General features: G+C 64.9%; 19 protein-coding genes. 11 read left to right on the forward strand and 8 right to left on the reverse strand.

Features of this window, described 5'->3' with window-relative positions; genetic code table 11:
• Positions 1 to 13 precede the first annotated feature (13 nt).
• Both tldD and KYK29_RS08805 read left to right on the forward strand, forming a co-directional pair.
• Positions 14 to 1429, forward strand: a complete 1416-nt coding sequence (gene tldD / locus KYK29_RS08800) for a metalloprotease TldD (protein ID WP_254690508.1) — start codon at positions 14 to 16, stop codon at positions 1427 to 1429.
• A gap of 99 nt (positions 1430 to 1528) precedes the next feature.
• Positions 1529 to 2593, forward strand: coding sequence for a polysaccharide deacetylase family protein (locus KYK29_RS08805; RefSeq protein ID WP_254690509.1), 1065 nt, complete (start codon positions 1529 to 1531; stop codon positions 2591 to 2593).
• Here the strand turns inward: KYK29_RS08805 and pdxH are convergent.
• Positions 2590 to 3210, reverse strand: a complete 621-nt coding sequence (gene pdxH / locus KYK29_RS08810) for a pyridoxamine 5'-phosphate oxidase (RefSeq protein ID WP_254690510.1) — start codon at positions 3208 to 3210, stop codon at positions 2590 to 2592. The two genes, KYK29_RS08805 and pdxH, sit on opposite strands and share 4 nt — an antisense overlap.
• Before the next feature lie 42 nt (positions 3211 to 3252).
• Here pdxH and KYK29_RS08815 point away from each other — a divergent pair, with 42 nt between their 5' ends.
• The 4 genes from KYK29_RS08815 (at position 3253) to KYK29_RS08830 (ending at position 6380) form a co-directional block, all read left to right on the forward strand.
• Entirely contained in the window at positions 3253 to 3705 is a 453-nt protein-coding gene (locus KYK29_RS08815; protein ID WP_254690511.1) for an RT0821/Lpp0805 family surface protein, read from the forward strand.
• A 97-nt stretch (positions 3706 to 3802) separates the two neighbouring features.
• Positions 3803 to 4840: a J domain-containing protein gene (locus KYK29_RS08820; protein ID WP_254690512.1), complete on the forward strand. Its 1038-nt coding sequence runs from the start codon at positions 3803 to 3805 to the stop codon at positions 4838 to 4840.
• Between the two features lie 131 nt (positions 4841 to 4971).
• The gene (gene fabI / locus KYK29_RS08825; protein ID WP_254690513.1) at positions 4972 to 5790 is read left to right on the forward strand and encodes an enoyl-ACP reductase FabI; all 819 of its coding nucleotides are present in this window, start codon (positions 4972 to 4974) and stop codon (positions 5788 to 5790) included.
• 8 nt (positions 5791 to 5798) lie between these two features.
• Positions 5799 to 6380 (forward strand): histidine phosphatase family protein, encoded by a 582-nt coding sequence (locus KYK29_RS08830; RefSeq protein WP_254690514.1) that lies wholly within the window; start codon positions 5799 to 5801, stop codon positions 6378 to 6380.
• Positions 6381 to 6402: 22 nt separating this feature from the next.
• On the opposite strand, the gene KYK29_RS08835 is transcribed toward KYK29_RS08830, so the two are convergent.
• Positions 6403 to 6663, reverse strand: a complete 261-nt coding sequence (locus tag KYK29_RS08835; protein WP_254690515.1) for a DUF1344 domain-containing protein — start codon at positions 6661 to 6663, stop codon at positions 6403 to 6405.
• A gap of 269 nt (positions 6664 to 6932) precedes the next feature.
• Between KYK29_RS08835 and aroC the strand changes: the two genes are divergently transcribed.
• Both aroC and ribB read left to right on the forward strand, forming a co-directional pair.
• On the forward strand, positions 6933 to 8030 hold the full coding sequence (aroC, locus tag KYK29_RS08840) for a chorismate synthase (RefSeq protein ID WP_254690516.1): 1098 nt from the start codon (positions 6933 to 6935) through the stop codon (positions 8028 to 8030).
• 27 nt (positions 8031 to 8057) lie between these two features.
• Positions 8058 to 9158, forward strand: a complete 1101-nt coding sequence (gene ribB, locus KYK29_RS08845; RefSeq protein WP_254690517.1) for a 3,4-dihydroxy-2-butanone-4-phosphate synthase — start codon at positions 8058 to 8060, stop codon at positions 9156 to 9158.
• Between the two features lie 27 nt (positions 9159 to 9185).
• On the opposite strand, the gene KYK29_RS08850 is transcribed toward ribB, so the two are convergent.
• Positions 9186 to 9602 (reverse strand): MerR family transcriptional regulator, encoded by a 417-nt coding sequence (locus KYK29_RS08850; protein ID WP_254690518.1) that lies wholly within the window; start codon positions 9600 to 9602, stop codon positions 9186 to 9188.
• A gap of 341 nt (positions 9603 to 9943) precedes the next feature.
• On the opposite strand from KYK29_RS08850, the gene KYK29_RS08855 reads away from it, so the two are divergent.
• Complete coding sequence (locus tag KYK29_RS08855) at positions 9944 to 10972, forward strand: L,D-transpeptidase family protein (RefSeq protein ID WP_254690519.1); 1029 nt, start codon at positions 9944 to 9946, stop codon at positions 10970 to 10972.
• Here the strand turns inward: KYK29_RS08855 and KYK29_RS08860 are convergent.
• Positions 10951 to 12369, reverse strand: coding sequence for a pyridoxal phosphate-dependent decarboxylase family protein (locus KYK29_RS08860; protein ID WP_254690520.1), 1419 nt, complete (start codon positions 12367 to 12369; stop codon positions 10951 to 10953). The genes KYK29_RS08855 and KYK29_RS08860 overlap by 22 nt on opposite strands.
• 110 nt (positions 12370 to 12479) lie before the next feature.
• On the opposite strand from KYK29_RS08860, the gene tsaA reads away from it, so the two are divergent.
• Entirely contained in the window at positions 12480 to 13004 is a 525-nt protein-coding gene (tsaA, locus tag KYK29_RS08865; protein WP_254690521.1) for a tRNA (N6-threonylcarbamoyladenosine(37)-N6)-methyltransferase TrmO, read from the forward strand.
• A 111-nt stretch (positions 13005 to 13115) separates the two neighbouring features.
• Here tsaA and KYK29_RS08870 read toward each other — a convergent pair whose 3' ends face one another.
• Together KYK29_RS08870 and KYK29_RS08875 are read right to left on the reverse strand one after the other, a co-directional pair.
• Positions 13116 to 14399, reverse strand: coding sequence for an L-fuconate dehydratase (locus tag KYK29_RS08870; RefSeq protein WP_254690522.1), 1284 nt, complete (start codon positions 14397 to 14399; stop codon positions 13116 to 13118).
• 40 nt (positions 14400 to 14439) lie between these two features.
• A complete protein-coding gene (locus tag KYK29_RS08875) occupies positions 14440 to 15174 on the reverse strand; it encodes an SDR family oxidoreductase (RefSeq protein WP_254690523.1) in 735 nt (244 codons plus the stop codon).
• 166 nt (positions 15175 to 15340) lie between these two features.
• Here KYK29_RS08875 and KYK29_RS08880 point away from each other — a divergent pair, with 166 nt between their 5' ends.
• Positions 15341 to 16135 (forward strand): IclR family transcriptional regulator, encoded by a 795-nt coding sequence (locus KYK29_RS08880; protein ID WP_254690524.1) that lies wholly within the window; start codon positions 15341 to 15343, stop codon positions 16133 to 16135.
• Between the two features lie 118 nt (positions 16136 to 16253).
• Here KYK29_RS08880 and scpA read toward each other — a convergent pair whose 3' ends face one another.
• Together scpA and KYK29_RS08890 are read right to left on the reverse strand one after the other, a co-directional pair.
• On the reverse strand, positions 16254 to 18380 hold the full coding sequence (scpA, locus tag KYK29_RS08885) for a methylmalonyl-CoA mutase (protein ID WP_254690869.1): 2127 nt from the start codon (positions 18378 to 18380) through the stop codon (positions 16254 to 16256).
• Positions 18380 to 20374, reverse strand: coding sequence for an acetyl-CoA carboxylase biotin carboxylase subunit (locus tag KYK29_RS08890; protein WP_254690525.1), 1995 nt, complete (start codon positions 20372 to 20374; stop codon positions 18380 to 18382). The genes scpA and KYK29_RS08890 overlap by 1 nt, the downstream gene beginning before the upstream one ends.
• Positions 20375 to 20396 lie beyond the last annotated feature (22 nt).

Raw genomic sequence — 20396 nt, forward strand, 5'->3', positions numbered from 1 at the left:
CGCGGAGCATCCCATGAACACCGACCTTCTTTCCCTTTTCGACGCTGACGAAGCAGCGGTGCAGGCGGTATTGCGCGGTTCGCTCAAGGGCGCCGACGACGGGGAACTCTTCCTCGAACATGCGCAGGCGGAATCGCTTTCCTTCGACAACGGCCGCCTCAAGGGCGGCAGTTTCAACACCGATCAGGGCTTCGGCCTTCGCGCCGTGGCCGGCGAGGCGGTGGGCTATGCCCATTCGGGCGAGATGACGCTGTCGGCGCTGAAGCGGGCGGCCGATGCGGCGGGGACCGTTACGCGCGGACATTCGGGCGACTATGCCGCCGCGCCGCAGGGCACCAACCGCCAGCTTTACAGTCCCGACAATCCGATCGGCTCCCCGAGCTTCGAGCAGAAGGTGGCGCTCCTGACGGAGATCGACGCCTATCTGCGCGCCAGGGATCCGAATGTGCGGCAGGTGACGGCATCGCTTGCGGCAAGCTGGCAGGTCGTCAACATCCTGCGCGCCGACGGCCAGCGCGTCAGCGACGTGCGCCCGATGACGCGCCTCAATATCTCCGTCGTCGTCGGCAAGGGCGACCGCCAGGAGAGCGGCGGCTACGGCACCGGCGGTCGCATGAGCTTCGACGCCTTCCTCACGCAGGACGCCTGGAGAAACGGCGCCGACGAGGCGCTGCGGCAGGCTCTCGTCAATCTCGAGGCGGTGGAAGCGCCGGCGGGCACGATGGATGTGGTGCTCGGCTCCGGCTGGCCCGGCGTGATGCTGCACGAGGCCGTCGGCCACGGGCTGGAGGGCGATTTCAATCGCAAGAAGACCTCCGCATTCGCCGGCCTGATGGGCGAACAGATTGCCGCAAAGGGCGTGACGGTCGTCGACGACGGCACCATCGACAACCGTCGCGGCTCGATCACCATCGACGACGAGGGAACGCCTTCGGCCTGCAACGTGCTGATCGAGGACGGCAAGCTGGTCGGCTACATGCAGGACCGGCAGAACGCGCGCCTGATGAACATGCGCGCGACCGGCAACGGCCGCCGGCAGGGTTATGCCTATCGCCCGATGCCGCGCATGACCAATACCTACATGCTGTCCGGTGACCGGACGCCCGAGGAGATCATCTCTTCGGTGAAAAAGGGCATCTACGCCGTCTCCTTCGGCGGCGGTCAGGTCGACATCACTTCGGGCAAGTTCGTCTTCGGCTGCACGGAGGCCTATCTCATAGAGAACGGAAAGGTGACCGCGCCCGTCAAGGGCGCCATGCTGATCGGCAACGGCCCCGACGCCATGAAGCGGGTCTCGATGATTGGCAACGATTCCCGGCTCGACACCGGCATCGGCAATTGCGGCAAGGCGGGACAATGGGTTCCCGTCGGCGTCGGCCAGCCGCATCTGCGCATGGACCAGATCACCGTCGGCGGCACGAAAACCTGACGTTCGCAGGACCGCCGCCGCCCGTCCGGCCCCGTTAACGGGCCGGATACCCGCAACTGCGATAAGGCGGCTTGGAAAAACGGAGAAAAGACGACCGTCATGCCAATCCGCAAGGCCATGCAGCAGGGGCTGAAACGCGCCGTGATCACCGGCGGGCTCGAAGCGGCGCGACTGGTCGAGCGGGCCGGCCTCATGACCGCGGCGCGCGGCATGGGCGCGATTTTCACGCTGCACCATGTCCGCCCCCGCACATCGCAGGCCTTCGACCCAAACGCGCATCTGGAGATCACGCCGGAATTCCTCGACGCGGCGATCGGCCAGCTCGCCGAGGCGGGCTATCGTTTCGTTCCGCTTGCGGAAATGCCGGCGCATATCGCCATCGCGCGCGCCGGCGAACGTTTCGCAGCCTTCACCCTCGACGACGGCTATCGCAACAACGCGATCCATGCGCAGCCCGTCTTTACCCGACGAAAAGTCCCTTTCACGGTTTTCGCGACAAAGGACTTCTCACAGGGAACCCGGAGCATCTGGTGGGAAACGCTGGCGGCGCTCCTGCGGACCGCGCCCGTCCTCGATTTCGATTTCGGCGACGGGCCGGTGAGGCTGCCGCTTGCCACGAACCTCCAGAAACAGGCGGCCTTTGCCCGCCTTGCCGCCTTCGTTCTTTCAGGCGAGGACGAGGCGCGCGCGGTCGCGCGGCTCGACGCGGCTGCCTGTCGTCACGGGGTCGACCCCCTCGCGCTGACCGGGCAACTCGTCATGACGGAAACCGAACTGAAGAGCCTTGCACGCAATCCGCTCGCCGCCATCGGCGGCCACGGCGTCAGCCACCGGTCGCTTGCGCGGCTCGACGACACGCAGGCCCGGCGCGAAATGGCGGAATCAGCCGAATGGATCGGCCATATCACCGGCCAGCCGCCGGAAAGTTTCGCTTATCCCTATGGCGACCGGGCCGCCGTCTCGTCGCGCGAACTCCGGCTTGCCCGCGATCTGGGCTACCGCGTCGCCGTCACCACCCGGCCGGGAACGCTTGTGCCGCGCTCCTTCGACGCGCCCGCCGCCCTGCCCCGCATCTCGCTGAACGGTCTCTACCAGAAGCGCAGATATGTCGCCGCCCTGGCGTCGGGAATCCCGTTCCGGCTTATCTCCGCGACCGACGCTTAAGGATACATCCGCACCTTCGTCCAGCCCTCGCCGTCCGGTGTGCGGCGAAACTCCACCCGGTCGTGCAGGCGGAAGGGGCGGTCGTGCCAGAACTCGATGGAAACCGGCTTCAGCCGGAACCCCGACCAATGCGGCGGCCGCGGGATGTCGCCGATCGGATAGCGGGCCGTATATTCGGCAACCGCCTTTTCCAGCGCGAAACGGCTTTCGAGCGGACGCGATTGCTTCGAGGCCCACGCCCCGATGCGGCTGCCGCGCGGACGCGAGGCATAATAAGCGTCGGCCTCCGCGTCGGGCACGACCTCCACGTTTCCGCGCACCCTGACCTGCCGCCGCAGGCTTTTCCAGTGGAAACCCATGGCCGCCTTGCGCGCGCCCAGGATCTCGACACCCTTACGGCTTTCAAAATTGGTATAGAAGACAAAGCCCTGCGGATCGAAACCCTTCAGGAGAACCATGCGCACATTGGGCATCCCGTCGGCGTCGACGGTCGCCAGCGCCAGTGCGTTCGGATCGTTGGGCTCACTCTTCTCCGCGTCCCGCAACCATGTCGCAAACAGGGAATAGGGCTCGCTTTCCTCGGTGAAGTCACCGCTTGTTAACGCTTCTTCGCTCATATTCGACTCAATGCCAATCTTTCTGGCCTTCGGGCGGCAGGAGTGGAAGTCATATCAAAGTCGCGACCGGACACAATCCCATATGCGCCGCGTTGCCCGATACTGCTGGCGCTGGCGTCGTCATGCGTGATGCTGTCGGGCTGCATGGGGTCGCTCGATCTTTTTTCGCCGGGTGATGTCGACACGTCCGTGAAGACGAGTTCCGTCCGCCCCGCCGGCACGGAAAGCGCCTCCGATGAAGCGACCATCCGCAACGCCGTCTCTTCCGCCGACCTTGATCGCGCGGCGGGAAATCCCGTTCCCTGGGCCAATTCCACCTCGGGCAGCGCCGGAGTGATCGACGCCATCACCGAAAGCAAGGACGACACGGGGCGGCTGTGCCGGGACTTCCTCACCACCCGTCATTCCTATCAGGGCATTGCCTATTTCCGGGGCAAGACCTGCGTTGGAAAGACAGGCGAATGGCTGTTGCTGAACCTGACCCGCCAGGGTTGATGCGTGTCATCTTTGCCTTTCTTCAACCCTGACCCGTAACGTCCGGTTAGGACCTGCCACTTATCATCCAGCCGGAAACGGACGAGGGCGACAAGGAATGCGTGACCCCTATTCGGTTCTCGGCGTGAAACGCAACGCCGGGACGGAGGAAATCAAGGCAGCCTGGCGCTCGCTCGCCAAGGCCGTGCATCCCGATCAGAATCATGACGATCCCTTGGCCACCGTGCGCTTCACGGAAGCCGGACGGGCCTATGATCTGTTGCGCGATCCGGAAAGGCGCAGCCGCTACGATCGCACCCAGCGCGAGGCGGAAATGCGCCGCATGGACCAGATGCGCCGCCAGCATGCGGAACGAAAGAGCCGGACGGAATCGCCCCGGATGCCGGCCGAGGCCGCGGAAGACATGATCGCCCGCATCTTCGGCGTCGACGCACGCGCGCAGCAGGAAGACGCAAAACCGCAGGCCGCAGCGCCACAGGCGAGACCCCAGCCGGCATCGGCGGAGGCGCCGCGTCCAGTCGAGGATGAGGCCGGCGACACGCCCGCACCGCCAGCACGCCCGGCGGCCCCCGCCGCCGCCCTGATCTCGGCGATCATCCGCCGCGTCCGCGGCGCCCGCATCCGGGCGGAAAAGGCTCCCGACCTCGTCTGCGAAACCATCGTGACGGTCGAGGACATTCTGAAGAAGGCGCGCGTGAGCGTCGAGGCCCCCGACGGCCAGACCCTGCGCGTGCCGCTCGGCTGCGGCTCGACGGAGGGCACGGTAGTTCGCCTGCGCGAGCAGGGCCATCGCGTCGAGAACCTGAAACGCGGCGACGCCCTGATCACCCTGCGGCTGGCGCCGGGACGCTTCCGGGCGGACGGCTTCGACCTGCGCGTCGACCTGCCCGTCACGATCGAGAACGCCGTGCTCGGCTGGGAAACCACGATCGAGGGGCCGCTCGGCCCGCTTGCGGTCTCCGTTCCGCCCTGGTCGGGTTCCGATCAGGTGATCCGGATCGCCGGCGAGGGGCTGGCCGGCGACGACGGCGTCCGCGGCGATCTTCTCCTGGAGGTCAGGCTGCTGCTTTGGGAAAGGCCGGACGACAAGATGATCGATCTCATGCGCAGCATGCGCGAGGGCCTTTACCTGTAGCGCGTTCATGACGCTTGTGTGAAACATGCACCCATTGTTACGGGCGCTAACAGTTCCTGAAGCCTCACGCGCTTGAACCGCCCTGCTGCCTATGCCATAGGCAAAATCGATTTAATAGCAGGGGGCATACCATGGTTCAGGCAACCGGTCTGATGCAGGGCAAGCGCGGCGTCATCATGGGCGTGGCCAACAACCGTTCCATCGCCTGGGGCATCGCCAAGGCCATTCAAGCCCAGGGCGGTGAAATCGCCCTCACCTATCAGGGTGATGCGCTCAAGAAGCGCGTGGAGCCACTGGCCGAGGAAATCGGCGGGGTTCTGGCGGGTCACTGCGATGTGACCGACGAGGCCAGCATCGATGCGGTGTTCGACAACATCGGGAAGATGTGGGGCAAGATCGACTTCATCGTCCATGCCATCGGCTTTTCCGACAAGGACGAACTGACCGGCCGCTATGTCGACACCTCGCCGGAGAACTTCGCCAAGACGATGCAGATCTCGGTCTATTCCTTCACGGCGGTCGCACGCCGCGCGGAGAAGCTGATGACCGACGGCGGCTCGATGCTGACGCTGACTTATTACGGCGCCGAGAAGGTGATGCCCAACTATAACGTCATGGGCGTCGCCAAGGCGGCGCTCGAGGCGAGCGTGAAATATCTCGCGGTCGACCTCGGCCCGAAGAACATCCGCGTCAACGCCATTTCAGCCGGCCCGATCAAGACGCTGGCGGCCTCCGGCATCGGCGATTTCCGCTATATCCTCAAATGGAACGAATATAATGCGCCGCTGCGGCGCACGGTCACCATCGAGGAAGTGGGCGACGTCGGCCTCTATATGCTCTCCGATCTGTCGCGCTCCGTGACCGGCGAGATCCATCACGCCGACAGCGGTTATCACGCCATCGGCATGAAGGCCGTCGATGCTCCCGACATCGCCGTCGTGAAGGACTGACGGGTCCCTTGCTCATCTACCTGATCCGCCACGGCCAGACCGACTGGAACGCCGAGGGCAGGCTGCAAGGGCAAAGGGACATTCCGCTCAATGCGTCCGGCCGCCGCCAGGCGGCCGGCAACGGCCTTGCCCTGAAAAGCCTTCTCGGCGAGACCGTCGCGGATTTCGATTTCGTGGCCAGCCCCCTCGGCCGCGCACGCGAAACGATGGAGATCACGCGGCGCGCCATGGGCCTTGATCCCTCCGCCTACCGCACGGACGACCGACTCGTCGAAATCTCCTTCGGCGACTGGGAAGGCCACACGCTCGCGGAATTGCGGGAGATCGCACCTGACAGGGTCGCGGAACGCGCCCGTTCGAAATGGAACTTCATTCCGCCCGGCGAAGCGGCGGAAAGCTACGAGATCCTCTGCTGGCGCATCGGGTCGTGGCTCGGCAGCATCAGCCGCCCCACCGTTTGCATCAGCCACGGCGGCGTCATCCGCACGGCCTTCCGGCTGCACGGCATGGCGGAGGAGGAAGCGGCGAACACGCCGATCCATCAGGATCGTTTGATCAGAATCGATGAAACCGGGATGAACTGGATCTGACGCGCCATGCGCGGCCCGGAGCCTATTGCAAGACTTCCAGATCATTGATGACGCGCCGGCCATCGACCTCGGTGTAAAAGACAAGCACCTTCACGCCGGGCTCCAGCCCCTCGAAATTGAACTCCTCCGGCGCCTGATAACTCTTGCCGTCGTCAAGCGAAAGACTGAGATCGTTCAGATCGACACGGGTGATGACCGCCTCGACGTCGGCGCTTTCGGCCGAAGCGCTGATGGGCGACAGAAGGCCGGCGACGGCCAGAAGGGCGGTAATGAGAAAACGCATCCTGCCAATCCTTACGGATGAATCACGAAGCCTGCTGATCACGCTGGATGCCCTCCAAATATGGCGAAATTTTCTTCCGTCCGCCGGGATTTCCCTCTCGGGTCGCAAGGGGTGACGGCAAAAGGCCTTCAAGGCAAGCCGCTCTTTCTGCCCATCCCCCGAATTGTCGCAGTTGCTCCAAACCGGTTTCCGCCCTTCGCAGGCCCTTGTCCCGCGCCTCGGTTATCCACTAAGAGTGGATCTACTTTCTTTCGGGTCCGGTCTCGCTCATGTCGCACAATACTTTCGGTCATCTCTTCCGCGTCACAACCTGGGGCGAAAGCCACGGGGTCGCGCTCGGCTGCGTGGTGGACGGCTGCCCGCCCGGCCTCCGCTTCACGCTTGGCGAAATCCAGGCCTGGCTGGACAAGCGCAAGCCCGGCCAATCGCGCTTCGTGACGCAGCGCCGCGAGGACGATCTCGTCAAGGTGCTCTCGGGCGTGATGATGGACGACGACGGCGAGACGATGATCACCACCGGCACGCCGGTCTCGATGATGATCGAGAACACCGACCAGCGCTCCAAGGACTATGGCGAGATCGCCCGGCGCTATCGTCCCGGCCATGCGGATTTCACCTATGACCTCAAATACGGCATCCGCGACTATCGCGGCGGCGGCCGCTCCTCCGCGCGCGAGACCGCCGCACGCGTCGCCGCCGGCGGGCTCGCCCGCAAGGTCGTGCCGGGCCTGAAGGTGCGCGCCGCCTTGGTGCAGATCGGCAAGCACAGGATCAATCGCGACAATTGGGACTGGAGCACGGTCGACAGCAACCCGTTCTTCGCCCCCGATCCCGCCATCGTCCCCGTCTGGGAAGAGTATCTCGACGGCATCCGCAAGGCGGGTTCTTCCGTCGGCGCGGTGGTGGAAGTCGTCGCCGAAGGGGTGCCGGCCGGCATCGGCGCGCCGATCTACGCCAAGCTCGATCAGGATATCGCCTCCGCCCTGATGTCCATCAACGCCGTCAAGGGCGTGGAAATCGGCGAGGGTTTCGCCTCCGCGGAACTCACCGGCGAGGACAATGCCGACGAGATGCGCATGGGCAAGGACGGCAATCCGATCTTCCTTTCCAATCATGCCGGCGGCGTGCTCGGCGGCATTTCCACCGGCCAGCCGGTGATCGCGCGTTTTGCCATCAAGCCGACCTCCTCCATCCTCACCGAGCGCCGCTCGATCGACGCCGACGGCAACGATGTCGACGTGCGCACCAAAGGACGGCACGACCCCTGCGTCGGCATCCGCGCCGTGCCGATCGGCGAGGCAATGGTCGCCTGTGTCGTCGCCGATCACTATCTTCGCGACCGCGGCCAGACGGGCCGCCTGAAATGATGTGCCGCAACGACGGGGAGCCTTGCCATGAGCTTTGACCAAACACGCGTCGTCGACGCCATCCGCGCCTTCGAAGCCGGCGAGATCGTCGTCGTTACCGATGACGACGGCCGCGAGAACGAGGGGGACCTGATCGTCGCGGCCGTGCATTGCACGCCGGAGAAGATGGCCTTCATCGTGCGCCACACCTCCGGCATCGTCTGCGCGCCGATGCCGCGCGACGAGGCGCGACGCCTCAACCTCAACGCTATGGTGGCGGAAAACGATTCCGCGCATACCACCGCCTTCACGGTTTCCGTTGATTTCAAACACGGCACCACCACCGGGATTTCCGCCGAGGACCGCACGCTGACCGTGCGCAACCTCGCCAACCCCAATGTCGGCGCATCGGATTTCGTGCGCCCCGGCCATATCTTCCCGCTCGTCGCGCGCGAAGGCGGGGTCCTCATGCGGTCCGGCCATACGGAGGCCGCCGTCGACCTTTGCAAACTGGCAAGCCTGCCGCCGATCGGCGTGATCTGTGAACTCGTCAACGACGACGGCAGCGTGACACGGGGGGCGCAGGTTACGGCATTCGCTGAAAAGCACGGCCTGAAACAGGTCTCCGTCGCCGATCTCATCGCCTATCGCCAGCGCAAGGAAACCCTGACCGAGCAGGTCGGCAGCTTCACCATCCAGACGCCCTATGGCGAAGCGCAGGCGCTGACCTACACGCTTCCCTGGGATCCGATGCAACATCTGGCCGTCGTCTTCGGCGATATCCGCGACGGGGTCGACATTCCGGTGCGCCTGCATCTCGAAAACGTCGGCAGCGATGTCTTCGGCGCCGGCCGGCCGATCGACGCCTTCATGAAGCGCATCGCCGAAGCCGGGCGCGGCGTCATCGTCTATCTGCGCGAGGGTTCGGTGGGCGTCGGCGTGTCGCAAACGGCCCGCAAGGGCAAGCTCGACCGCGAAAGTCACGAGGAAGCGCGCGCCCGCGAGAACGAATGGCTGGAGATCGGCCTTGGAGCCCAGATCCTCAAGGATCTCGGCGTTTCCTCGATCCGCCTCATGGCCTCCCGCGAGCGGCATTACGTCGGGCTCGAAGGCTTCGGTATCCGTATCGCCGAGACGGAGATCGTCTGACCATCGAAAGACCGGGCCGGCGGCCGTTCAGTCGTGGTTCTCGCTGCAAAGATCGTGATTGGCGAGCGCGCGAATGACGTAGCAATCGCGTATCTGGTTGGAATGGCAGTGGGTGGCGATGCGTTCCAGCTCCGTCTCGAGCTTCTTCAGCCGGACGATCTTGCGGCGAACGGTCGCCAGTTGCTCGGCGGCGATCCGGTCGGCGTCCCGGCAGGGGCGCTCCGGATGCTGGCTGAGGTCGATCAGTTCGCGGATCGCATCGATGGTCAGCCCCAGGTCACGTGCATGTCTGATGAAGGACAGCCGGTCGCGTTCCACCGTGGAATAGCGCCGCTGGTTGCCCTCGGTCCGCTGCGCATGGGACAGCAGTCCCATCTGCTCGTAATAGCGGATCGTCGGGATCTTGACGCCCGTGGACTTGGAGAGATCGCCGATCGTCAGCATGTCTGTACCTTTCCAACCGATGCCCTCACCACGTCACTTTCTCGCGGCAGAAAGAAGACATGGCGCATTTCCGCTTTTCCCGAAAGCCGGAAATACGACAATCTCCCGGCGAAACCGGCGCGGCCACTATAGCCCGCGACCGGGACAGGAGATGTGGAGGGGATGACGCGAAATCAAGCACGCACCCGGCACCAAGCGCCCTTTCGCCGCGCCTCGCCCCTGTTCACGCTTTCGGGAGGACACACGCCGGTTAACGAAGTTCTAATCAATCCGCTCGAATCTGATCCGGAAAAGCCCGACCGGCGAGAGCCGCCAGACCCATGTTCGATTGAAAACGACCCATGCATGCTATGAAACACCGACATTCCCGCTTCACCGTGATCCCGCGCCTCGCCGCCGCGATCGTCGCCGGCACCCTGCTGGCCGGCTGCATGGCCATGGACTTCGCGGAGTCGGAAGCGCCGCAGCTTTCACGCGCGACCGTGGCGGAAATGTCGCGCAAGAAGATGAAGCCGGAAAGCCCGGTTCTCGTGCGGATCTTCAAGCAGGAAAGCGAGCTGGAAGTGTGGAAGGTCGATGCGAGCGGTCGCTATGCGCTGTTCAAGACCTATCCGATGTGCCGCTGGTCCGGCAAGCTCGGCCCCAAGACAAGGGCGGGCGACCGGCAGGCGCCGGAGGGTTTCTATCACGTCTCGGCGGGCATGCTGAACCCGAAATCGCAATATTACGCCGCGTTCAATCTCGGTTATCCCAACCGGCTGGAATCGGCGCTCGGCTATACCGGCGACGCGCTGATGGTCCATGGGGCCTGTTCGTCATCCGGTTGCTACGCCATGACCGACAAGGGCGTCGGCGAGATCTACGCCATCGTGCAAGGCGCGCTGCGAGGCGGCCAGGGCCGCTTTCAGGTCCAGGCTTTTCCTTTCCGCATGACCGCCACCAACATGGCGAGACACAGCAACGACCCCAGCATGCCGTTCTGGCGCACCATGAAGGAAGGCTATGATGCCTTCGAGTTCACCCGGCGCCAGCCGAAGGTCTCCCTTTGCGGCGGCCGCTATGTGTTCAACGCCGAATTCGCCGATGGCGAGCCGACCGATCCGCTCGCCGCATGCCCGGCGGCGAAGCCCATTGACGACGCCCTTGTGGCGAAGCTCGACGCGGAGCGCAAAAAAGTGGACACGGCGCTCGCCGCTTCCGGCTCATCGCCCGTTTCCGCCTATACGGACGGCGGCATGCATCCAAGCTTCCGCAATATCCTGAAACGGCAGGGCGCCGACCGCATGGCCGCACAGATTTCGGGTACGAAATACCCGATCAGCCGGCCGGAGGCCGCCCTTGCCGACCCTTATGAGAAATTCGGTTTCTGACGGCGGGCGATCTCCGTAATCACCTCGAAGGCCATCCGGGCATCGTCCCGCGTCATCGCGAAGGATCCTGCCTGGAACCGGATGGCGATACGCCCGTCAACCCGTGTCTGCGTGAGATAGATGCGGCCATCGTCGTTGATCGCGTTGACCAGCGCGATATTGTGCGCATCTGGATCTTCTCCACCCCTGTGGCGGAAGGAGAAGAGGGACAGCACCGGCGCGCTGGCGATCTCGAAATCCGGCTCCGTCGCCAGCCGCTCCGCCAGTTCCGTCGACCAGGCGACGTGATTGCGGATCACGTCGCGCAATCCCTCCAGGCCGTGATAGCGCAGCAGAAACCACAGTTTCAGCGCGCGGAAGCGCCGGCCGAGCGGTACGGACCATTCGGAATAGTTGACGAGGCCGTCGTGGCCGTGGGTCTTCAGATATTCCGGGTGGATCGCCAGCGTGCGGACCTGATCCCCGGGGTTGCGAAGGAACTGGACGGAACAGTCGAAATTCGCGCCCAGCCATTTATGCGGATTGAAGACGACGGAATCCGCCGCCTCGATCCCTTCCCACAGGGGGCGGAATTCCGGGCAGATCATCGCCGATCCGGCCCAGGCTGCATCGACATGAAGATGGAGGCCGTATCGGCGCGCGATGGCCGCCACGGCGCCGATCGGATCGCAAGCGCCGATGGACGTGCCGCCGGTGCAGGCGACGATACCGGCGGGAAGACGACCGGCGGCAAGATCCGCCTCGATCGCCGCAGCAAGCGCCTGCGGGTCCATGCCGTTGCGCGGCCCCTTCGTCGGAATACGCACGAGGTTTTCTTCACCGATACCGGCAATCCAGATCGCCCGGTCGACCGAGGTATGGACTTCGCGGCTGGCATAGACACGAACGGTCGGCTGGGCGGCCAGTCCCTCCCGGTTGCCTTTCCAGGCAAGCGCTTTCTCGCGCATGACGAGCACGGCGGCAAGCGTCGCGGTGGACGCAGAATCCTGAATGACTCCGGCAAAACCCTCCGGCAGCCCCAGCGCCTGGCGCAGCCAGTCGACCACCCGCGTCTCCATCTCCGTCGCGGCCGGCGAAGTCTGCCAGAGCATGCACTGGGCGGCGATGGCGGAGACGAGATGTTCGGCGACCACGGAGACCGGCGCGGCATTGGCGGGGAAATAGGCGAAGAAACGCGGATGCTGCCAATGGGTCAGCCCGTCCGGCACGATGCGCTCGAAATCCGCAAAGATCGTCTCCATGCTGTCGCCGCTCTCAGGCGCCGAAAGCCCGATCTGCCGGGCGATATCGCCGGGGCGGCCGCCTGCACGCACCGGCCGCTCGCCCAGTCCCTCGCGGTAATCGACGCCCCAATCGGCGGCCTTGCGCGACCAGTGGCGGAACTCCTGGCTGTCCATTCCTGCTCTCCTGTTGTTGCCGCCCTCCTTCTTTCCCCTCCGCCGCTGTTTGGCAATGGGTTTCCCATCGGGATGTGGTAGGTTGCCGGCGCTTTGGGAAAGGACTACGCATGACCGCCGTGCAGGATATTCGGGAAAACGAGGTGGCGGTGACGCCGCCCGAACCGACCGACGCCGCGCTCACCTTCATCGGCCGCATCCATACCCCCTGGACGGCGCGCGGGGAGACGCCGCGACAGGGCCGGCCCGACGGCCCGGTCTGCACCATCGAGATCTTCGAACCCTGGATCATAGCGCTCAGGGGCGTCGAGCGGTTCGAACGGCTGGAGGTTCTCTACTGGCTGCACCGGTCGCGACGCGATCTCGTCCTGCAAAGCCCGGGCTCAAGGGGCGAGGTCCACGGCACTTTCGCCTTGCGCTCGCCGGTGCGTCCCAACCCCATCGGCACGGCCATCGTCGAACTGGAAAAGATCGAGGGAAACCGGCTGTTCGTGCGGGGTCTCGATTGCCTCGACGGCACGCCGCTCATCGACCTCAAGCCGGACCGCGGCCAGCTCAAGACGATAACGACACAGCCGCAACCGGGCGACGCTCCGGACAGCGAGGCCCCCTATTGCCGGAAAGCCACCACCTAGAGCATTTCCAGCAAAAGTGTGAAACGGTTTTGCGTCCGGAAATGCGGCTAAAAGAAAGAGAGTGACCGGTTCTGCCGATTTTGTGAAAGCCGAAAGCGGTTTTGCAGCCGGTCAGACGGCCGGGCGAAACGTATAGGCGGCAATCGATTCCGGTTTCATCTCGATGGAGAAGCCGGGAGCCGAAGGCGGCATATAGGCGGCGTTTTCGATGCGGCAGGGATCGAGGAAGTGCTCATGCAGATGATCTACATATTCGATCACGCGGCCCTGCCGCGTTCCTGAAACGGCGACATAGTCGATCATCGAGAGATGCTGCACATATTCGCAGAGCCCGACGCCGCCGGCATGGGGCCAGACCGGCAGGCCGTATTTCGCGGCCATCAGCAGCACCGCCAGCACCTCGTTGAGCCCGCCCATGCGACAGGCGTCGATCTGCACGATATCGATGGCCCCGCCGGCGATCATCTGCTTGAAGATGATGCGGTTCTGGCACATCTCGCCGGTCGCCACCTTGACGGGACGGATCGCGTCGCGGATCGCCTTGTGGCCGGCCACATCATCCGGGCTCGTCGGCTCCTCGATGAAAAAGGGCTTGTAGGGCGCAAGCGCCGTCACCCATTCGATAGCCTCGCCGACTTCCCAGACCTGATTGGCGTCGATCATCAGGTAGCGGTCATCGCCCATCACCTCACGGGCGATCCGAAGGCGACGCTTGTCGTCTTCCAGATCGCGCCCGACCTTCATCTTGATATGATTGAAACCCTGCCCGATCGCTTCGCGGCAAAGGCGCCGCAGTTTCTCGTCATCATAGCCGAGCCAGCCGGCCGAGGTCGTGTAGCAGGGATAGCCTTCCGTCTTAAGCGTTGCGATCCGCTCCGCCTTGCCGGCCTCGGCCTGCTTCAGGATGGCAAGCGCCTCGTCCGGCGTCAGCGCATCCGTCAGGTAACGGAAGTCGACGATGGAGAGGATCTCCTCGGGGCTCATATCCGCGACCAGCCGCCAGACCGGCTTTCCAGCCTCCTTGGCGAGAAGATCCCAGACCGCATTGACCACGGCCCCGGTGGCCAGATGCATGGCCCCCTTGTCGGGGCCGATCCAGCGCAACTGGCTGTCGCTCGTCACATGCCGCCAGAAACGGCCGGGATCTTCCCGCACAAAATCAAGATCGAGCCCGACCACCAGATGCCGCATCGCCTCTATGGCCGCGCAGCAGATCTCGTTGCCGCGCCCGATGGTGAAGGTGAGGCCATGGCCTTCGAGCCCTGCCCTGTCCGTTTCGAGCACCACATAGGCGGCCGAATAATCCGGATCGGGGTTCATCGCATCCGAACCGTCGAGGCTGAGGGAGGTGGGAAAGCGCAGGTCTATGGCGCGAAGACTGGTGATCCTGGTCATGGCACGTCCCCCGGTCGGTGTTTTCGATCGTCGCAGCCGCTCAGATGGTCCAGCCGCCATCGATGGCGTAGGCCTGCCCCGTCGTATAAGTCGCGCCGGCAAGATAGACGGCCAGATCGGCGATCTCCTCCGGCGTGCCGATACGGCCGATCGGCTGGCGGGCGATGAAAGCGGCGCGCGCCGTCTCGTAATCGCCCTGCGAGCGCAGCCGATCCTGGAGCGACGGGCTTTCCACCGTGCCCGGGCAGATGCAGTTGCAGCGGATACCCTGCCCCACGTAGTCGGCGGCAACCGACTTGGTGAGGCCGACGACCGCCGCCTTGGTGATGGTATAGGCCGCGCGGTTCGGCACGCCCTTCACGCTGGAGGCGACCGATGCCATGTTGACAATCGCCCCGTCGCCGCGCTCCAGCATGCCGGGCAGCACCGCCCGGATCGTGCGCACCATGGCGCGGACGTTGAGATCAAAGGCGAAGGTGAGGTCGGCGTCCGTCATATCGAGCACGGTGCCGGCATGGACGAAGCCCGCGCAGTTGAAAAGCACATCGAAGGGACCGGCCTCCGCCACCGCGGCCATCACCGCCTCGTCCTTCAGCACATCGAGCACCCGCGTCTCGATGCCCGCCTCCGCCGAAAGCGACCGCAGCGCTTCGGCATTGATATCGGTCGCCACGACTTTCGCGCCGGCGCGGGTGAAGGCGAGCGCGCTTGCCCGACCGATCCCCTGTCCGGCGGCGGTGACGAGAACGCGCTTGTTTTCGAGGGAAAGGCTCATGGGGTCCTCTTTCAGAGACGCAAGGCAGATGAATTGTACACAGGATGCCGGACAGCCGGCGGCGGCTCACGCAAGAGCAGTTGATAATTTACATACAAACGAATTATTTATATCCAGTCAAGCCAACTCGCGTGCGCCGGCCTACGGAAAGCGCAGGAGGACTGCAATGACCGACGTCGAAAACGACCGCTACCGCGCCCCGGCGCTCGACAAGGGACTCGATATCCTCGAATTGCTGGCCAGCGTCGAGGAAGGCCTGACCCAGGCCGAAATCGCGCGCCGGCTCGGTCGCGGTCCCACCGAATTCTACCGGATGCTCGACCGGCTTGTGAAGCGCGGCTATGTCACCCGCATCGATGGCGACCGTTTCGCCCTGACGCTCAAGCTGTTCGGCCTCGCCCAGCTTCATGCGCCGGTGCGCCGGCTTGCCTCCTTCGCCGTGCCGCTGATGCGCGAACTTGCCGAAGCCTCGCGGCAGGCCAACCAGCTCGTGGTTTTCGACCGGGGCTATCCGGTGGTCGTCGCCCAGCAGGAAGCGCCCGGCTACTGGGGCATCTCCATTCGCGTCGGCTCACGGATCGGTCTTTTCGAAACGGGATCGGGCCATGTGCTGCTCGCCTTCCGCTCCGCCGGAGAGCGCGAAAGGATGATCGCCGAAAACGCCGGGGGCGGCGATGTTCCCGTGCCTCTCGCAGGAGACATCCTCGACCGGCTCGAAAGCCTGCGCGCCCGTGGCTACGAGAAGATGCCAAGCTCGCAGACCGTCGGCGTCATCGATCTCTCGGCCCCGGTATTGGGTGCCGACGGCGTCGCGCTGGCCGCTCTCACCATCCCCTTCATCCCGCTGATCAATACGCCCGCAGCACCGGGCCTGCCCGAAACCATCGTCCTCCTGAAGGAAACGACCCGCCGGCTTTCGAAGATGGCGGGCGCCGGCATGCAGGCCGACGCCGACGCATAAGCCGGATTCCGGCCATCGCCTGGAGCAATCCCGGTGAAATCCGACCAGGATTTCTATAATATATTGTTTTTACCGCATTATCCGACGCCGAAGCGACCTCGCTTCGGCTGGAAATGCTTTAGCGGTTCCGACGCCGGCCCTCGACGATATCGAGAACGGCGCTGGCCGCGTCGAGCACATTGGTGCCGGGGCCGAAGACAGCGGCGACGCCGTGTTCCAGCAGGAAATCGTAGTCCTGCCGCGGAATGACGCCGCCGACGACCACCACGACATTCTCCGCCCCGCGTTCCCGCAAGGCTGCGACCAGCGCCGGGGCCAGCGTCTTGTGGCCGGCGGCGAGCGAGGACATGCCGACCACCTGCACCTTCTCGGCGACGGCGAGGTCCGCCGCCTCCTCGGGCGTCTGGAACAGCGGCCCCACCAGCACCTCGAAACCGAGGTCGCCGAAGGCCGAGGCGATCACCTTGGCGCCGCGATCGTGGCCGTCCTGCCCGAGCTTGGCCACCATGATCTTCGGCTTGACGTCGCGTGCGGCGATGCGGCCGGTAAGCGTCCTGTATTCCGGGTCGTCGCCATAGGCGGGACCGTAGATATCGCCCACCACTTCGGGCACGGCGGCATGGTCGCCGAAGGCGCGGCGCATGGCGTCGGAAATCTCGCCGACCGTCGCCCGCGCCCGCGCCGCCGCGACGGCGGCTTCCAGCAGGTTGCCGTCACCGGACTTCGCGACGGTTTCCAGCGTTGCGAGCGTTTCGCTCACCGCCTTGCCGTCACGGCGGCGGCGGATGTCCTCCAGCCGCCTGATCTGCGCGGCGCGCACGGCGCTGTTGTCGATCTCCAGAATGTCGATCGGCTGCTCATCCTCCAGCCGGTACCTGTTGACGCCGACGATCACCTCGTCGCCGCGGTCGACGGCGGCCTGCCGGCGGGTCGCGGCCTCCTCGATCAGCCGCTTCGGCAGGCCCTCGATCACCGCCCGCGTCATGCCGCCCATCGCCTCCACCTCCTCGATCAGCGCCCAGGCTTTGTCGGCCAGTTCGTTGGTGAGGCTTTCGACGTAGTAGGAACCGGCGAGCGGATCGACGACCTTGGTCACACCCGTCTCGTGCTGGAGGATGAGTTGTGTGTTGCGGGCGATGCGGGCGGAGAATTCCGTCGGCAGGGCGATCGCCTCGTCGAAGGAATTGGTGTGCAGCGATTGCGTGCCGCCGAGGACGGCCGACATCGCCTCGAAAGCCGTGCGCACGATATTGTTGTAGGGATCCTGTTCCTGCAACGAAACGCCGGAGGTCTGGCAATGGGTGCGCAGCATCCGTGATGACGCCTTCTTCGGCTGGAACTCGTCCATGACGCGGTCCCAGAGCAGGCGCGCGGCGCGCAGTTTCGCCGCCTCCATGAAGAAGTTCATGCCGACCGCGAAGAAGAAGGAGAGACGGCCGGCGAAATCGTCGACGTCAAGGCCCTTGGCGAGGGCGGCGCGAACGTATTCGCGCCCGTCGGCGATGGTGAAGGCAAGCTCCTGCACCAGCGTCGCGCCGGCCTCCTGCATGTGATAGCCGGAAATCGAGATGGAGTTGAACTTCGGCATTTCCCGCGCCGTGTAGTCGATGATGTCGGCGACGATGCGCATCGACGGTTCCGGCGGGTAGATATAGGTGTTGCGGACCATGAACTCCTTGAGGATATCGTTCTGGATGGTCCCGGAAAGGATCGCGCGCGACACCCCCTGCTCCTCCCCGGCAACGATGAAATTCGCAAGGATCGGGATGACCGCACCGTTCATCGTCATGGAAACGGAAACGGCTTCCAGCGGGATGCCGTCGAAGAGGATCTTCATGTCTTCCACGCTGTCGATGGCGACGCCGGCCTTGCCGACCTCGCCTTCCACGCGCGGATGGTCGCTGTCATAACCGCGATGCGTGGCCAGATCGAAGGCGACGGAGACACCCTGCTGGCCGGCGGCAAGCGCCTTGCGATAAAAAGCGTTGGAGGCCTCGGCGGTCGAGAAGCCGGCATATTGGCGGATTGTCCAGGGCCTTCCGGCATACATGGTCGCGCGCGGGCCGCGCACGAAAGGGGAAAAGCCCGGAAGCGAGCCGAGATGACCGATGCCGTCGAGATCGGCGGCCGTATAGACGGGCTTGACGGCGATGCCTTCCGGCGTGTTCCATACGGCCGTTTCCGGCCCTGCACGCAGTTCCCTTTCAGCAAGCGCCTGCCAGTCCTTCAACGTCTTGTCGGCCATCATTCGAACTCCAGGATCGTTTCGTCCACGGCAAGGCTCTGCCCGGTCTTGACGGCGACGCGCCTGACCGCGCCGCGGCGCTCCGCCTTCATGACATTCTCCATCTTCATCGCCTCGATGGTGACGAGCGGCTGTCCCGCTTCCACCATATCACCCTCGGACACGAGGAGCGCGGTGACGACGCCGGGCATCGGGCAGAGCAGCAGCTTCGACGTGTCGGGCGGCGCCTTCTTCGGCATCAGCCGGGCGAGCGCGGCGACGCCGGGAGAGCGCACATGCGCCGTCACATCCATGCCGCGCCAGCGCAAACGGATCGCCGGGCCGACGAGATCGACCTTCACGCCCACGCGCGTTCCCGCCACGGTGAAGACCGCGTGGCGGCGGCCGGGCGTCCAGTCGCTTGTCACGCTCAGCGTTTCCCCGTCCTCAAAACGGGCAGTCGTTCCGTCTTCCAGCATCAGCGCGTGCTCGCCGCCGGCAAGGCTTACGACCCAATCGCTGCCGACGATGCGGCGGTGGTTGCCGATGGTACCGGAAATCTGCGCGGCGCGCTCCTGTACGACCTGCTGCACGAAAGCGGCGACGGCGGCAAGCTGACGGGCCGCCGTGGCATCCGGCGCGACGCCGTGAAAACCATCCGGAAACGCCTCGGCGATGAAGGCGGTGGTGAGCCGGCCGGCGCGGAAGCGTTCGCTGCTCATCACGGCGGAAAGAAACGGCAGGTTGTGGCCAACCCCCTCCACCTCGAAATCGTCGAGCGCGGTCGCCATGGCGTCGATGGCGGCGAGCCGCGTCGGCGCGAAGGTGCAGAGTTTGGCGACCATGGGATCGTAATACATCGAGATTTCGCCGCCCTCGAAGACGCCGGTATCGTTGCGCACCACGCTGCCGTCCGCCTGCGGGCCTTCGGCCGGGGGGCGATAGCGCGTCAGGCGGCCGATGGACGGCAGGAAGTTGCGATAGGGGTCCTCGGCATAAAGGCGACTTTCGATGGCCCAGCCGTTCAGCCTGACGTCATCCTGCCCGAAGGCCAGCTTCTCGCCGGCGGCAACGCGGATCATCTGCTCGACGAGGTCGATGCCGGTGATCAGCTCCGTCACCGGATGCTCCACCTGAAGGCGGGTGTTCATTTCGAGGAAGTAGAAATTACGCTCCCCGTCGACGATGAACTCCACCGTGCCGGCGGAATGGTAGCCGACGGCCTTGGCCAGCGCGACGGCCTGCTCGCCCATGGCCTCGCGCGTCTGAGCATCGAGGAAGGGCGAGGGCGCTTCCTCCACGACCTTCTGGTTGCGCCGCTGGATGGAGCATTCGCGCTCGCCGAGATGGACGATGTTGCCGTGCCGGTCGCCGAGCACCTGGATCTCGATATGGCGCGGCTGGGTGACGAATTTCTCGATGAAGATGCGATCGTCACCGAAGGCATTCTTCGCCTCGTTCCTGGACGACTGGAAGCCCTCGCGCGCTTCCGCGTCATTCCAGGCGACGCGCATGCCCTTGCCGCCGCCGCCGGCCGACGCCTTGATCATGACGGGATAGCCGATGCCAGAGGCGATCTTCACCGCCTCACCGGCATCCCCGATCAGCCCCATATGGCCGGGCACGGTGGAAACACCGGCTTGCGCCGCCAGCGTCTTGGAGACGATCTTGTCGCCCATCGCCTGGATGGCATCGGCCGGTGGGCCGATGAAGGCGACGCCTTCCTTTTCGAGCGCCTCGGCGAAGGCGGCGTTCTCCGACAGGAAACCGTAACCGGGATGCACGGCGTCCGCCCCCGTCGCGCGGATCGCCTCGATGATCTTCTCGATGACGATATAGGACTGCGCGGAGGGTGCGGGGCCGATATGCACCGCCTCGTCGGCCTCGCGCACATGCAGCGCATTGCGGTCGGCGTCGGAATAGACGGCAACGGTAGCGATACCGAGCCTGCGGGCGGTCTTGATGACCCGGCAGGCGATCTCGCCACGGTTCGCGATCAGCATCTTCTTGAACATCAGGCGGTTTCCAGTCCGGGCG

It is taken from the genome of Shinella daejeonensis (assembly GCF_024281235.1).
Classification (GTDB): Bacteria; Pseudomonadota; Alphaproteobacteria; order Rhizobiales; family Rhizobiaceae; genus Shinella; species Shinella daejeonensis.